This is a genomic window from Burkholderia sp. 22PA0099 (assembly GCF_047497165.1).
Lineage (GTDB): Bacteria > Pseudomonadota > Gammaproteobacteria > Burkholderiales > Burkholderiaceae > Burkholderia.
Genome location: NZ_CP163165.1, coordinates 1,776,225 through 1,790,236 on the forward strand (window position 1 = coordinate 1,776,225; position 14,012 = coordinate 1,790,236).

General features: G+C 64.9%; 11 protein-coding genes. 9 read left to right on the forward strand and 2 right to left on the reverse strand.

The annotated features are described in order from the left end of the window. Nucleotides 1-9: 9 nt before the first annotated feature. A complete protein-coding gene (locus tag AB4851_RS23505) occupies nt 10-2,586 on the reverse strand; it encodes a [protein-PII] uridylyltransferase (protein ID WP_414442191.1) in 2,577 nt (858 codons plus the stop codon). A 121-nt stretch (nt 2,587-2,707) separates the two neighbouring features. Further along, nucleotides 2,708-3,517, reverse strand: a complete 810-nt coding sequence (map, locus tag AB4851_RS23510) for a type I methionyl aminopeptidase (RefSeq protein ID WP_414442190.1) — start codon at nt 3,515-3,517, stop codon at nt 2,708-2,710. A 441-nt stretch (nt 3,518-3,958) separates the two neighbouring features. Here map and rpsB point away from each other — a divergent pair, with 441 nt between their 5' ends. The 9 genes from rpsB (at nt 3,959) to bamA (ending at nt 13,948) form a co-directional block, all read left to right on the forward strand. Continuing rightward, complete coding sequence (rpsB, locus tag AB4851_RS23515) at nt 3,959-4,699, forward strand: 30S ribosomal protein S2 (RefSeq protein WP_414442189.1); 741 nt, start codon at nt 3,959-3,961, stop codon at nt 4,697-4,699. Between the two features lie 179 nt (nt 4,700-4,878). Beyond that, nucleotides 4,879-5,760: a translation elongation factor Ts gene (gene tsf / locus AB4851_RS23520; protein ID WP_414442188.1), complete on the forward strand. Its 882-nt coding sequence runs from the start codon at nt 4,879-4,881 to the stop codon at nt 5,758-5,760. 166 nt (nt 5,761-5,926) lie between these two features. Then, the gene (gene pyrH / locus AB4851_RS23525) at nt 5,927-6,640 is read left to right on the forward strand and encodes a UMP kinase (RefSeq protein WP_414451665.1); all 714 of its coding nucleotides are present in this window, start codon (nt 5,927-5,929) and stop codon (nt 6,638-6,640) included. Nucleotides 6,641-6,727: 87 nt separating this feature from the next. Continuing rightward, nucleotides 6,728-7,288, forward strand: coding sequence for a ribosome recycling factor (frr, locus tag AB4851_RS23530; protein WP_414442186.1), 561 nt, complete (start codon nt 6,728-6,730; stop codon nt 7,286-7,288). Between the two features lie 50 nt (nt 7,289-7,338). Continuing rightward, nucleotides 7,339-8,121, forward strand: coding sequence for a polyprenyl diphosphate synthase (gene uppS, locus AB4851_RS23535; protein ID WP_414442185.1), 783 nt, complete (start codon nt 7,339-7,341; stop codon nt 8,119-8,121). Next, a complete protein-coding gene (locus AB4851_RS23540; RefSeq protein ID WP_414451666.1) occupies nt 8,115-8,957 on the forward strand; it encodes a phosphatidate cytidylyltransferase in 843 nt (280 codons plus the stop codon). Before uppS ends, AB4851_RS23540 begins: the two co-directional genes overlap by 7 nt. A gap of 21 nt (nt 8,958-8,978) precedes the next feature. Further along, the gene (locus AB4851_RS23545) at nt 8,979-10,175 is read left to right on the forward strand and encodes a 1-deoxy-D-xylulose-5-phosphate reductoisomerase (RefSeq protein WP_414451667.1); all 1,197 of its coding nucleotides are present in this window, start codon (nt 8,979-8,981) and stop codon (nt 10,173-10,175) included. Between the two features lie 13 nt (nt 10,176-10,188). After that, on the forward strand, nt 10,189-11,574 hold the full coding sequence (rseP, locus tag AB4851_RS23550) for an RIP metalloprotease RseP (protein WP_414451668.1): 1,386 nt from the start codon (nt 10,189-10,191) through the stop codon (nt 11,572-11,574). 67 nt (nt 11,575-11,641) lie between these two features. Then, on the forward strand, nt 11,642-13,948 hold the full coding sequence (bamA, locus tag AB4851_RS23555; RefSeq protein WP_414442181.1) for an outer membrane protein assembly factor BamA: 2,307 nt from the start codon (nt 11,642-11,644) through the stop codon (nt 13,946-13,948). The last annotated feature ends 64 nt before the right edge of the window (nt 13,949-14,012 follow it).

Consider the following 14,012-nt stretch of genomic DNA (forward strand, 5'->3'; position numbering starts at 1 on the left):
GGTATTCAGTCAGGCTGCGATCGCGCGCAGCAATTCGGTTTCGACCTGGATCTGCAGGCGGTTGTCGGACAGGCCGGCGCCATCGAGCAGGAACACGTCCTCGACGCGCTCGCCGAGCGTATTGATCCGCGCCGCATGGACGCCGACCCGATGCTCGGCCAGCACGCGCGCGATCGAATAGAGAAGGCCCGGCCGGTCGTTGGCCGACACGGACAGGATGTAGTACTGACCACGCTCGTCCGCGCGCAGGTCGACGCGGGGCGTGATCGGGAAGCTGCGGGAGAGCCGCGAGAGGCGGCCCTTCGACGGCTCCGGCAGCAGTGTCGAACTCGACAGGCGATCGGCGAGCTGCTGCTCGACGAGATTCGCGATGTCGCGATACTGCACGTCGTGCTCGGTTTGCGTGACGATGAAATTGTCGAGCGCGTAGCCGTGCTTGGTGGTGCTGATGCGGGCATCGAGCACCGACAGCCCGTTACGGTCGAAGTAGGCGCAGATCCCGGCGAACAGGTCCGAGCGGTCCTTCACGTAGACGAGCACCTGCAGTGCGTCGCCGACCGGCGACGGCCGGGCGCGCACGATGGCCGTTTCGGCATGCACGTGCCGGTACAGCACACGCGTTTGCCAGGCGATGTCGGCCGCGTCGTGACGCAGGAAATAGCCGACATCGAGCTGATCCCAAAGCGGCTTGTGCACGTCGGCCGGCACCGTTTCGAGACGCAGCAGGGCCAGCGCCTCGTCGCGGCGCGTTTGCAGCTCCGAGTGCGCGTCGGGCCGCGCGCCGCCGAGCACGGCGCTGGTGACCCGGTACAGATCCTCGAGCAGCTTGCCCTTCCAGGTGTTCCACACCTTCGGGCTGGTGCCGCGGATGTCGGCCACCGTCAGCAGGTAGAGCGCCGTCAGCCAGCGCTCGTTGCCCACCACGGCGGCGAAGCGCTTGACGACTTCCGGGTCGCTCGTGTCCTGCTTCTGCGCGACCTGGCTCATCGTCAGATGCTGCTCGACGAGCCAGACCACCAGCGCGGCATCGTCGCCGGTGATGCCGTGCTCGCGGCAGAAGCGCCGCGCGTCGTCCATCCCGAGCTTCGAATGGTCGCCGCCGCGGCCCTTGGCGATGTCGTGGAACAACGCCGCCACGTACAGCACCCAAGGCCGCTCGAAATTCGCGATCAGCTGGCTGCAGAACGGATATTCGTGCGCATGTTCGGCCACCGCGAAGCGGCGGATGTTGCGCAGCACCATCAGGATGTGCTGGTCGACCGTGTAGACGTGATACAGGTCGTGCTGCATCTGCCCGACGATGCGGCGGAAGTTCAGCAGATAACGGCCCAGCACGCTGGTCTGATTCAGCAGGCGGAACGCGTGCGTGATGCCCTCGTTCTGCTGCAGGATCTTCATGAACGTGGCGCGGTTGCGCGGGTCGCGCCGCCACGCGCCGTTCATCACGTCGCGCGAGTTGTAGAGCGCGCGCAGCGTGCGCGCCGACAGGCCCTTCACGCCGCGCGTGGTTTCGTACAGCAGGAACGCCTCGAGCACGGCGTCGGGGTGCTGCTCGAACACGTCGTCGGAGACGATTTCGAGCATGCCCTGCTTTTCGACGAAACGGCCCGGCGACAGCTCGCGCGTGATGCCGCTGGTGGCCGGGAACAGTTGCGCCTCGATGTTCTGGATCAGGATGGTCGCCAACTGCGTGACGGCCTTGGCCGCCCAGTAATAGCGGCGCATCAGTTGCTCGCTGGCGCGCTTGGCGGCGGTCGGCACATAGCCGAAGCTCTCGGCTGCCTGCGTCTGCAGGTCGAACACGAGGATGTCCTGGCGGCGGCCCGTGATCACGTGCAGCCGCGCGCGCAGCGCCTTCAGGAAACCCTCGTTGCGGCGCAGCTCGCGAGCCTCGCGCGCGCTGATCAGGCCGCGCGCGTCGAGTTCGCGCCAGCTATTGCCGAAGCCAGCCGCCCGCGCGATCCAGAGGATCGTCTGCAGGTCGCGCAGGCCGCCCGGGCTTTCCTTGAGGTTCGGCTCGAGGCTGTACGGCGTGTCCTGGAATTTCGCGTGACGTTGACGCATCTCCAGCACCTTGGCCTGGAAGAACGCGAGGGGGTCGAGCGCCTCGCGATAGCGTGTCACGGCGCGCTTGAACAGCGTCATGCTGCCCGTGATGCGGCGCGCTTCCAGCAGGGAGGTTTGCACCGTCACGTCCTGCGCCGCTTCGTCGATGCATTCGCCCACGGTCCGCACGCTGCTGCCGATTTCCAGCCCGAGATCCCAGGCCATGCCGATGAAGCGCTCGATACGCGTGTCGAACTCGCCGGCATGCGTGTCGGGCAACAGCACCAGGATATCGACGTCCGAATGCGGGGACAGTTCTCCGCGCCCGAAGCCGCCGACCGCCACCAGCGCCAGCGAGCCGGGCAGGCCGCATTCGGTCCAGATCTGGCGCAGGGCGTCGTCGGTGGCGCGCGACAGCGCGCGCATCAGGGCTTCGACATGGGTCGCGGCGCGAAAGCGCGCGATCAGTTCGGCCTTGACGGCACGGAACTCGGCCTTGCGCAGCGGCGCTTCGATGTCGGGAATGGCGATAACGCTCATGGGTGACGGGGCGGGCGAATCGGGTGGAACGGCGGGGCGATGCGGTCAGGCATCGGCGCGATGAAACCGGATGTCTAGATACGATTCGGCGCGGGCCGTATGCATGGCCCGCGCCGCGAGGTCAGGCGACGAGTGCTTCGAGCTCGGGCCGCGCCGGCGTGCCGGCCGACACCGTCAGCACGTCATAGCCGGTCGGCGTGACCAGCACGGTGTGTTCCCACTGCGCGGACAGGCTGCGGTCGCGCGTCTTGACGGTCCACTGGTCGGGCATGGTGCGGATATCGCGCTTGCCGGCGTTGATCATCGGCTCGATCGTGAAGATCATGCCTTCGACGAGTTCGATGCCGGTGCCCGGGCGGCCGTAGTGCACCACCTGCGGATCTTCGTGGAACACCGTGCCGATGCCGTGCCCGCAATATTCGCGCACGACGCTGTAGCCGCGGCTCTCCGCATGCTTCTGGATGGCGTGGCCGATATCGCCCAGATGCGCGCCGGGGCGCACCTGCTCGATGCCGAGCCACATGCATTCGTAGGTGGTTTGCGCGAGGCGCTTGGCCAGGATCGATGCTTCGCCCACCAGGAACATCCGGCTCGTGTCGCCGAAGTAGCCGTTCTTGATCACGGTGATGTCGAGGTTCACCGCATCGCCGTTCTTGAGCACCTTGTCGCCGGGGATGCCGTGGCAGATCACGTCGTTGACCGACGTGCAGATCGCCTTCGGATACGGCGGATAGCCGGGCGGCTGGTAGTTCAGCGGCGCCGGGATCGTGCCCTGCACGTTGCTCATGTACTCGTGGCAGAGACGGTCGATCTCGCCCGTCGTGGTGCCGGCGACGACGAACGGCGTGATGTAGTCGAGCACTTCGCTCGCAAGCCGGCAGGCGACGCGCATCTGCTCGATATCGTGTTCGTTCTTGATCGTGATGGCCATGATTCAGTGCCTGAAAACAATGCGTGTAATTACGGGATTATCGCACCTTCTGGGGGTGGTCGGAGCCGTTGTCCGGCGAGGGTTTCGCTTGGCGGCGGGAGCGGGGCGGTGCGCCGCCGTGGTGCAGCCGCGCGAGGCCGACATCGGCGCGTCACGTTGTGTCGGCAAAATGGAAGGGACGGATCGATAACGGGTTTGCCCGAATGGCGCCTCGATCGGCAAAGCGACGGATGACTTGAGAGTCGTCATTTCGGCGTGCTATACTCTTTGGCTAAGTCTCGATCCGCTTGCAATTCTTGCAAGAATGGCTCGGAACTGAACGGTGCGCGCGGTTTCGCGAGCACCGAATCGCAAGCCGGCGCACCCCCTGGGTGTCGCGCGCAACTTTGCCGCGATACGGCAGCCGGCTTAAGACCCAAACCCTAGCGGAGTATTACTCTCATGGCAGTCACGATGCGCCAAATGCTGGAAGCCGGTGTCCACTTCGGTCACCAAACGCGCTTCTGGAACCCGAAGATGGCCCCGTTCATTTTCGGTCATCGCAACAAGATTCACATCATCAACCTCGAAAAGACGTTGCCGATGTTCACGGACGCACAGAAGTACGTGCGTCAGCTGGCAGCAAACCGTGGCACGATCCTGTTCGTCGGCACGAAGCGTCAATCGCGCGACACGATCGCTCAGGAAGCGCAACGCGCGGGCATGCCGTTCGTGAACGCACGCTGGCTCGGCGGCATGCTGACCAACTTCAAGACGCTGAAGGTGTCGATCAAGCGCCTGAAGGACATGGAAGCGGCTGTCGAATCGGGTGAAACCGAGAAGATGAGCAAGAAGGAAGCGCTGCTGTTCGAACGCGAAATCGCCAAGCTGCAAAAGTCGATCGGCGGCGTGAAGGACATGGGCGGCATTCCGGACGCGATCTTCGTGATCGACGTCGGCTACCACAAGATTGCCATCACCGAAGCTGCCAAGCTGGGCGTGCCGGTCATCGCCGTGGTCGATACGAACCACTCGCCGGAAGGCGTGGATTACGTGATCCCGGGTAACGACGACTCGAGCAAGGCTGTCGCGCTGTACGCCGAAGGCGTGGCCGACGCGATCCTCGAAGGCCGTGCCAATGCGGTCAACGAAGTGGTCCAGGCAGTGCGTGGCGACGACGAGTACGTCGAAGAGAACGCGTAACCGGTTCCGAGCCGGCGCAAAAAGGGGGCTCTGAACAGGCCCCCTTTTTTAAGCCGCTTTTCCCCGGAGCGTGGCGTGTCGGGCGCGAAAAATCGCGCGCCGGCGCAAATCGTCGGAAACGAATGCCCGCCGTCCGGGTCGAAGGGCGGCGTTGTGAATACAGACTCAAGGAGCGAATGATGGCGGCAATTACCGCAAGCATGGTGGCAGAACTGCGCGCAAAGACCGATGCACCGATGATGGAGTGCAAGAAGGCGCTGACGGAAGCCGACGGCGATCTGGGCAAGGCTGAAGAACTGCTGCGCGTGAAGCTCGGCAACAAGGCGAGCAAGGCAGCATCGCGCGTGACGGCCGAAGGCATCGTCACGGCGTTCGTCGGCAACGGCGCCGGCGCGCTGGTCGAACTGAACTGCGAAACCGATTTCGTCGCGAAGAACGACGATTTCCTGGCCTTCGCCAAGACGGTGGCCGAACTGGTCGCCACGCAGAACCCGGCCGACGTCGCTGCCCTGGCAGCCCTGCCGCTCGACGGCAAGACGGTCGACGAAGTGCGTCTGGCACTGGTCGGCAAGATCGGTGAAAACATCTCGATCCGCCGCTTCGTGCGCCTCGAAACCGCCAACCAGATCGCCACGTACCTGCACGGCGCACGCATCGGCGTGATCGTCGAGTACACGGGTGCGGACGAGCAGGTCGGCAAGGACGTCGCGATGCACGTCGCGGCCATGAAGCCGGTCTCGCTGTCGTCGGAACAGGTTCCGGCCGAGCTGATCGAAAAGGAACGCCGCGTTGCCGAGCAGAAGGCTGCCGAATCGGGCAAGCCGGCTGAAATCGTCGCCAAGATGGTCGACGGCAGCGTCCAGAAGTTCCTGAAGGAAGTCTCGCTGCTGAACCAGCCGTTCGTGAAGAACGACAAGCAGACGATCGAACAGATGCTGAAGGCCGCCAATGCTGCGGTGCAACAGTTCTCGCTGTTCGTGGTCGGCGAAGGCATCGAAAAGCGCCAGGACGATTTCGCCGCCGAAGTGGCGGCGCAAGTCGCGGCAGCCAAGCAGCAGTAAGCCTCACGCAGTCATGTCGTACCCGCGGCGGGCGCTCGCCCCGCCGCGGTTCGGTAGCGCCCGGAGTGTGCCTGGGTTCCGGTACACAATTTGGCAGCGCTTGCCCGAATCAGTATTTCGCCCCTACAGTTCGTGCTTGTCATCCTCTCGTCGCCTGGAAGCCCCTATGCCCAATGCCTATAAACGCGTCCTCCTCAAACTTTCCGGTGAAGCGCTGATGGGCGATGATGCCTTCGGCATCAACCGTGCGACGATCGAGCGGATGGTGGCGGACATCGCCGAGGTGGTGCGTCTCGGCACGCAGATGGCCGTGGTGATCGGCGGCGGCAACATTTTCCGTGGCGTGGCAGGCGGCGCGGCCGGCATGGACCGCGCGACCGCCGACTACATGGGGATGCTCGCGACGATGATGAACGCGCTGGCGCTGCAGGATGCCATGCGCCACGCCGGCATCGAGGCGCGCGTGCAATCGGCGCTGCGCATGGATCAGGTCGTCGAGCCGTACATCCGGCCCCGCGCGATCCGCCAGCTCGAGGAAGGCCGGGTGGTGATCTTCGCGGCCGGCACCGGCAACCCGTTCTTCACGACCGACACGGCGGCCGCGCTGCGCGGCTCGGAAGTGGGCGCGGAAGTGGTGCTGAAGGCCACCAAGGTCGACGGCGTGTATACGGCCGATCCCAAGAAGGATCCGTCCGCCACGCGTTACACGACGATCAGCTTCGACGAAGCGATCGGCCGCAATCTGCAGGTCATGGACGCCACCGCCTTTGCGCTGTGCCGCGACCAGAAGCTGCCGATTCGCGTGTTTTCGATCAACAAGCCCGGTGCGCTCAAGCGTATCGTGCAGGGCGAGGACGAAGGTACGCTCGTCCACGTATAAAATCACGCCGACACAGGCCGGGCATGACGCCGCTGGCGATATGCCGGCCTGTGCCGTTTTGAAGGTTCGAAGGTTTCGGAGGTTGAAATGAGTGTCGCTGATGTGAAGAAGGGCGTCGAGCAGAAGATGCAGCGCTCGATCGATGCGTTCAAGAACGATCTGGCGAAGATCCGTACGGGCCGTGCGCACACGGGCATGCTCGATCACGTTCAGGTCGATTACTACGGCTCGATGGTGCCGATCTCGCAGGTGGCCAACCTGACGCTCGTCGACGCCCGCACGATCGGCGTGCAGCCGTGGGAAAAGCCGATGGTGGCCAAGGTGGAAAAGGCGATCCGCGAATCGGATCTGGGCCTGAACCCGGCTACCTCGGGCGACAGCATCCGCGTGCCGATGCCGGCGCTGACGGAAGAGCGCCGCCGCGAGCTGGCCAAGGTCGTCAAGAGCGAAGGCGAAACGGCCAAGGTCGCCGTGCGCAACCTGCGCCGCGATGCCAACGAGCAACTGAAGAAGCTCGTCAAGGACAAGGAAATCTCGGAAGACGACGAGCGCCGCGCCAGCGACGAAGTCCAGAAGCTGACGGACAAGCACGTCGCCGAAATCGACAAGCTCGTGGTGTCGAAAGAAGCCGAGATCATGACGGTCTGACGCGCAACGCGCGCGTTGCACTTTTTCCCTCGGTTACTGTCTCTGCGGCCATGACTTATACCAGCTCTACCGTTCGCGTACCCGACGTGGCCATCGTGCCGCGTCACATCGCGATCATCATGGACGGCAACGGCCGTTGGGCGACCGAGCGTCGCCTGCCGCGCGTGGCGGGACATACGCGCGGCGTCGACGCAGTCCGGTCGGTCGTGGAAGGGTGCGCGCGCGCCGGCGTCGAATATCTGACGCTGTTCGCCTTCAGTTCCGAGAACTGGCGGCGGCCGAACGACGAAGTGTCGTTCCTGATGCGGCTGTTCATTACCGCGCTCGAGCGCGAGGTCGGCAAGCTGCACGCGAACGGCATCCGCCTGCGCGTGGTCGGCGATCTCGACCGTTTCGAGCCGCGCATCCGCGAACTGATCCGCCGCGCGGAAACCAAAACCGCGCGCAACACGCGCCTGACGCTGACCATCGCCGCGAACTACGGCGGCCGCTGGGACATCCTGCAGGCCACCAGGAAGCTGATCGCGCAGGCCGTCAGCGAGGGCCGCGAGGTCGAGGTGACCGAAACGGCATTCGCCGAGCATCTGGCGATGGCCTATGCGCCGGAGCCCGACCTGTTCATCCGTACCGGCGGCGAACAGCGCGTGAGCAATTTCCTGCTCTGGCAACTCGCCTATACCGAGTTCTACTTCACGGGCAAGTTCTGGCCCGATTTCGACGCCAATGCGCTGGCCGATGCGCTTGCGTCCTATACCGATCGCGAGCGCCGGTTCGGCCGAACCAGCGCCCAGCTCGAACCCCAGTCTCAGGACGTCGACTCCCTTTCATGCTGAAGACCCGTGTTGTCACGGCGGTCGTGTTGCTGGCCATTCTGCTGCCGGTGACGCTGTTCGCGCCGCTTGCGGCATTTGGCGCGCTGATCGCGCTGGTGCTCGTGTTCGCTGCCTGGGAATGGGCACGTCTGCTCAAGCTCGGCGCCGCCGGTTCGGTGGTCTACGCGATCGTCGCGGCCGTGGCGCTCGGCGCCAGCATGCAGCTTGGCGGCGGCGTGGATACCGGCTTCGGGCCGTCGCGCCCCCTGATCGAAGCGGCGGCGGTGTTCTGGTTGCTGGCCGGGCCGTTCGCGCTCTGGCGCAAGCCGGTGCTGGCCGAGCGGGCCTGGCGCCCGTTCCTGCTGGTGGCCGGCCTGGTGGTGTTCGCCGCCTGCTGGCACGCCGTGGTTGCCGCGCGCGCGGCCGGCATCCCGTTCGTGCTGTCGCTGCTGCTTGTCGTGTGGCTCGCCGATATAGGCGCATACTTCGCGGGCAAAGCGTTCGGCAAGCACAAGCTGGCCGTGTCGATCAGCCCCGGCAAGACCTGGGAAGGCGCGGCGGGCGGCTGGCTGGCGGTGATGATCGTCGCGGGCCTCGCGATCGGCCTGCACGCTTTCGAACCGACCCTGTTTTCATCGCTTGCGCAGCGCTTCGGCGCACCGGGCGCCTTCGCTGCACTGACCTTGCTGGTCGTGTACAGCGTGATCGGCGACCTGTTCGAATCGCTGCTCAAGCGTCAGGCCGGCGTCAAGGATTCGAGCGGGCTGCTGCCGGGCCACGGCGGCGTGCTCGACCGGGTCGACGCGCTGCTGCCGGTGCTGCCGCTGGCGGTGCTGCTGCTCGGCCAGACCGCTTAAAAACACTAGATCTTCGTCATCATGCAAAAACGCCTGACTATCCTCGGTTCGACTGGCTCGATCGGCGAGAGCACGCTCGACGTCGTCGCGCGCCACCCCGATCGCTTCTCGGTCTACGCGTTGAGCGCGCACCGCAACGGCGACAAGCTCGTCGAGCAGTGCCTGAAGTTCGCGCCCGAGGTGGCCGTGGTCGGCAGCGCCGAACTGGCCGCTCAGGTCGAAGCGAAGCTGCGCGCGGCCGGTAGCCGCACCGAAGTCACGTACGGCCCGCAAGCGCTGGTCGCGGTGGCGCAGTCGAACGCGTGCGACACCGTGGTGGCCGCCATCGTCGGCGCGGCCGGCCTGCCGTCGAGCCTGGCCGCGGCGCGCGCCGGCAAGCGCATCCTGCTCGCGAACAAGGAATCGCTGGTGATGTCGGGTTCGATCTTCATGGACGCCGTGCGCGACCATGGCGCGATCCTGCTGCCGGTCGACAGCGAGCACAATGCGATCTTCCAGTGCATGCCGCGCGATATCGCCGAGCATGGCGGTATCGCCAAGATCATCGTGACCGCCTCGGGCGGCCCGTTCCGCACGCGCGAGCCGGCCACGCTGGTCGACGTGACGCCGGACGAGGCCTGCAAGCACCCGAACTGGTCGATGGGCCGCAAGATTTCGGTCGATTCGGCCACGATGATGAACAAGGGCCTCGAAGTGATCGAGGCGCACTGGATCTTCGGCTTGCCGAGCGAGCGGATCGACGTGCTGATCCATCCGCAGAGCGTGATCCATTCGCTGGTGTCGTACAAGGACGGCTCGGTGCTCGCGCAGCTCGGCAACCCCGACATGCGCACGCCGATCGCGCATGCGCTGGCGTTCCCCGATCGCGTCGATGCCGGCGTCGCCCAGCTCGATCTCGCGCAGATCGCCACGCTGAACTTCGAAAAACCCGATTTCGCGCGCTTCCCGTGCCTTGCGCTGGCGATCCAGTCGCTCGACGCCGGCGGCGTGGCCAGCGCCATGCTGAACGCGGCCAACGAAATTGCCGTCGAGGCGTTCCTGGCACGCCGCATCGGCTTCATGGACATCGCGCATACGGTGGATGCGGTGCTCGACCGTCTGGCGAATCGCGAACCCGACGGCCTCGACGACGTGCTGGCGGCCGATGCCGAAGCGCGCCGTGCGGCCGACGCCGTGATCGCGAATCTGCCTGTCCCGCGCGCGGAGCGCGCAGCCTGACCGAGAGGGGCGCATGAATGTGCTGATCGAGCTGGTGGCGTTTGCAGTGGCGATCGGTGTGCTGGTCGTCGTTCACGAATACGGGCATTACAGCGTCGCGCGGCTGTGCGGCGTGAAGGTGCTGCGCTTCTCGATCGGCTTCGGCACGGTGCTGCTGCGGCATACGAGTCGCCGCACCGGCACCGAATGGACACTCTCGGCGCTGCCGCTCGGCGGCTACGTGAAGATGCTCGACGAGCGCGATCCCGGCCCGGACGGCATCGCCGCGGGCGATTTGCCGCAGGCGTTCAATCGCCAGTCGGTCTGGAAGCGGATCGCGATCGTCGCGGCTGGCCCGCTCGCCAATTTCCTGCTCGCGATCGTGCTGTTTTCGTCGGTGTTCGCGACGGGCGTGACCGAGCCGGCGGCGATCGTGGCGGCGCCGGCCGCCGACACGGTGGCCGCGCGGGCCGGCTTCGACGGCGGCGAAACCATCGTGTCGATCCGCGATGCGCACGGCGGCGCGAGCGAGCCGGTGCGGTCGTGGTCGGATCTGCGCTGGAAGCTGCTCGGGGCGACGATCGATCATCGCAACGTGATCCTCGGCGCCCGTTCGGGCAGTGGCGCGACCTACGATTTTCGCGTGGACCTGAGCGGTGTCGATCCGAATACGGCCGACGATGATTATTTGTCGCACCTCGGTTTCGAACCGGGCGGCGGCTCGCTGTCGATTTCGGCGGTCACGCCGGGCAGCGCCTCGGAGCAGGCCGGCCTGCAGCCCGGCGACAAGCTGGTGGCGCTGGACGGCAAGCCGGTGTCGGGTGCGGCGCGTTTCATCGATGCGATCAAGTCGCACGCGGGCCGTCCGCTTGCGCTGCAGATCGCGCGCGGTGACGCCGAGCGCACGCTGACCATCGTGCCGCACGCCGAGCGCGATGCCACGCCGGGCGCGAACGGCGCGCAGGTCGGCCGGATCGGCGCGGCGCTGGCGCTGCATGCGCCGTCCGTGGACGTGCGCTACGGCGTGCTCGAAAGCGTCAACCTGGGCGTGCGCCGCACCTGGGGTATTTCGGTGTATTCGCTGAAGATGTTCGGGCGGATGCTGACGGGCGAGGCTTCGCTGAAGAATCTGTCCGGCCCGGTGACGATCGCCGACTATGCGGGCAAGAGCGCGCGGCTCGGTTTATCGGCCTTCCTGTCGTTTCTGGCGCTGGTCAGCATCAGCCTCGGCGTGCTGAACTTGCTGCCGATTCCGGTTTTGGACGGGGGGCATCTGTTATATTATCTGGTTGAAGCCGCGACCGGGAAGGCCGTTTCGGAACGCTGGCAACTGATTCTGCAAAGAGCGGGGTTGATCTGCATCGTCGCACTGTCGGCGATTGCGCTCTTCAACGATCTGTCTCGTTTAATCCATTCATGAAGCGTCGGGCGAGGGCTGCGAGGGCCGTCGCCTGATCTGATGCAAGCTTAAATACTGGGGATGCACGTTGTTCAAACCTCATCGCTTCGTACCCAAGACTGTAGCCGCCGCGGCACTCGCCGTGCACGGACTCGCAGCCCACGCGACATCGCCGTTCGTCGTGCAGGATATCAAGATCGAGGGCTTGCAGCGTGTCGAAGCCGGTTCGGTGTTCGCCTACCTGCCGATCAAACAGGGCGATACGTTCACGGACGACAAGGCATCCGAAGCAATCCGCGCGCTGTATGCCACGGGCTTCTTCAATGACGTAAAGATCGCGACGCAAGGCAGCGTCGTGATCGTGCAGGTGCAGGAGCGCCCGGCGATTTCGGCGATCGACTTCACCGGCATCAAGGAATTCGACAAGGACAACCTGACCAAGGCGCTGCGCGCGGTCGGGCTGTCGCAAGGCCGCTACTACGACAAGTCGCTGGTGGACAAGGCCGAACAGGAACTGAAGCGCCAGTACCTGACGCGCGGCTACTACGCCGCCGAAGTCACCACCACGATCACGCCGGTCGACGCGAACCGCGTCTCGATCCTGTTCTCGGTGGCCGAAGGCCCGAGCGCCAAGATCCGCCAGATCAACTTCATCGGCAACAAAACCTTCAGCACGAGCACGCTGCGCAATGAAATGCAGCTGTCGACGCCGAACTGGTTCTCCTGGTACACGAAGAACGACCTCTACTCGAAGGAAAAGCTCACGGGCGACCTCGAGAACGTCCGCTCGTACTACCTGAATCGCGGTTATCTCGAGTTCAACATCGAGTCGACGCAGGTGTCCATCTCGCCGGACAAGAAGGACATGTACCTGACGCTGACGCTTCACGAGGGCGAGCCGTACACGATCTCGAGCGTGCAACTGTCGGGCAACCTGCTCGACCGTCAGGCGGAGCTGCAGAAGCTGGTCAAGATCAAGGCCGGCGAGCGCTTCTCGGCCGAAAAGCTGCAGGCCACCACCAAGGCGATCGTCGACAAGCTCGGTGAATACGGTTACGCATTCGCTACCGTCAACGCCCAGCCCGCCATCGATCAGGCCACGCACAAGGTCGGCCTGACGCTGGTGGTCGATCCGAGCCGCCGCGTGTATGTGCGCCGCATCAACGTGGTCGGCAACTCGCGCACGCGCGACGAAGTCGTGCGCCGCGAAATGCGCCAGCTCGAAAGCTCGTGGTTCGATTCGAGCCGCCTCGCGCTGTCGAAGGATCGCGTGAACCGCCTCGGCTACTTCACCGACGTCGATGTCTCGACCGTGCCGGTGGACGGCACGACCGACCAGGTCGACGTCAACGTCAAGGTGACCGAAAAGCCCACCGGCGCGATCACGCTGGGCGCCGGCTTCTCGTCGACCGACAAGGTCGTGCTGTCGGCCGGTATCTCGCAGGACAACGTGTTCGGTTCGGGCACCAGCCTGTCGGTCAACGTCAACACGGCGCGCAGCTACCGCACGCTGACGGTGACCCAGGTCGATCCGTACTTCACGGTGGACGGCATCAAGCGCATCACCGATGTGTTCTATCGCACGTACCAGCCGCTGTACTACTCGACCAATTCGAGCTTCCGGATCATCACGGCCGGTGGCGACATGAAGTTCGGCATCCCGTTCTCGGAAGTCGATACCGTGTTTTTCGGCGTGGGCTTCGAGCAGAACCGCCTGGACGTCGATGCGGATACGCCGCAGAGCTACCAGGATTACGTGCAGCAGTTTGGCCGTGTGTCGAACTCGGTGCCGCTGACGGTGGGCTGGTCGCGTGACGCGCGTGACAGCGCGCTGATCCCGAGCCGCGGTTACTTCACGCAGGCCAATATCGAGTACGGCGCGCCGATCGACAAGATCCAGTACTACAAGGCCGACATCCAGGCCCAGTACTACTATTCGTTCTCGCGCGGCTTCATCCTGGGCCTGAACTTCCAGGGCGGCTACGGTAACGGCATCGGCAACGCGTACCCGATCTTCAAGAACTACTACGCGGGCGGTATCGGTTCGGTGCGTGGCTACGAGCCGAGCTCGCTGGGCCCGCGCGACACCAAGACTAACGACCCGATCGGCGGTTCGAAGATGCTCGTCGGCAACATCGAGCTGACGTTCCCGCTGCCGGGCACCGGTTACGACCGTACGCTGCGCGTGTTCACGTTCTTCGACGGCGGTAACGTCTGGGGCAATGCACCGGGCGGCACCAGCACGGGCGCGAACGGCCTGCGTTACGGCTATGGCGTGGGTCTCGCGTGGATCTCGCCGATCGGCCCGCTCAAGCTGAGCCTCGGCTTCCCGCTGCAGAAGCACGAAGGCGACCAGTACCAGAAATTCCAGTTCCAGATCGGTACGGCATTCTGATCGGAACCGCAACATCAAACGCATCGAGAGGGTAATTTTGCTAACCGGTAAGTTTTCGAAACGA

Excerpts from the sequence above, each read along its gene's own strand:
- AB4851_RS23505 (WP_414442191.1), bottom strand. The coding sequence starts at position 2,586 with ATGAGCGTTATCGCCATTCCCGACATCGAAGCGCCGCTGCGCAAGGCC.
- map (WP_414442190.1), bottom strand. The coding sequence starts at position 3,517 with ATGGCCATCACGATCAAGAACGAACACGATATCGAGCAGATGCGCGTC.
- rpsB (WP_414442189.1), top strand. The coding sequence starts at position 3,959 with ATGGCAGTCACGATGCGCCAAATGCTGGAAGCCGGTGTCCACTTCGGT.
- tsf (WP_414442188.1), top strand. The coding sequence starts at position 4,879 with ATGGCGGCAATTACCGCAAGCATGGTGGCAGAACTGCGCGCAAAGACC.
- pyrH (WP_414451665.1), top strand. The coding sequence starts at position 5,927 with ATGCCCAATGCCTATAAACGCGTCCTCCTCAAACTTTCCGGTGAAGCG.
- frr (WP_414442186.1), top strand. The coding sequence starts at position 6,728 with ATGAGTGTCGCTGATGTGAAGAAGGGCGTCGAGCAGAAGATGCAGCGC.
- uppS (WP_414442185.1), top strand. The coding sequence starts at position 7,339 with ATGACTTATACCAGCTCTACCGTTCGCGTACCCGACGTGGCCATCGTG.
- AB4851_RS23540 (WP_414451666.1), top strand. The coding sequence starts at position 8,115 with ATGCTGAAGACCCGTGTTGTCACGGCGGTCGTGTTGCTGGCCATTCTG.
- AB4851_RS23545 (WP_414451667.1), top strand. The coding sequence starts at position 8,979 with ATGCAAAAACGCCTGACTATCCTCGGTTCGACTGGCTCGATCGGCGAG.
- rseP (WP_414451668.1), top strand. The coding sequence starts at position 10,189 with ATGAATGTGCTGATCGAGCTGGTGGCGTTTGCAGTGGCGATCGGTGTG.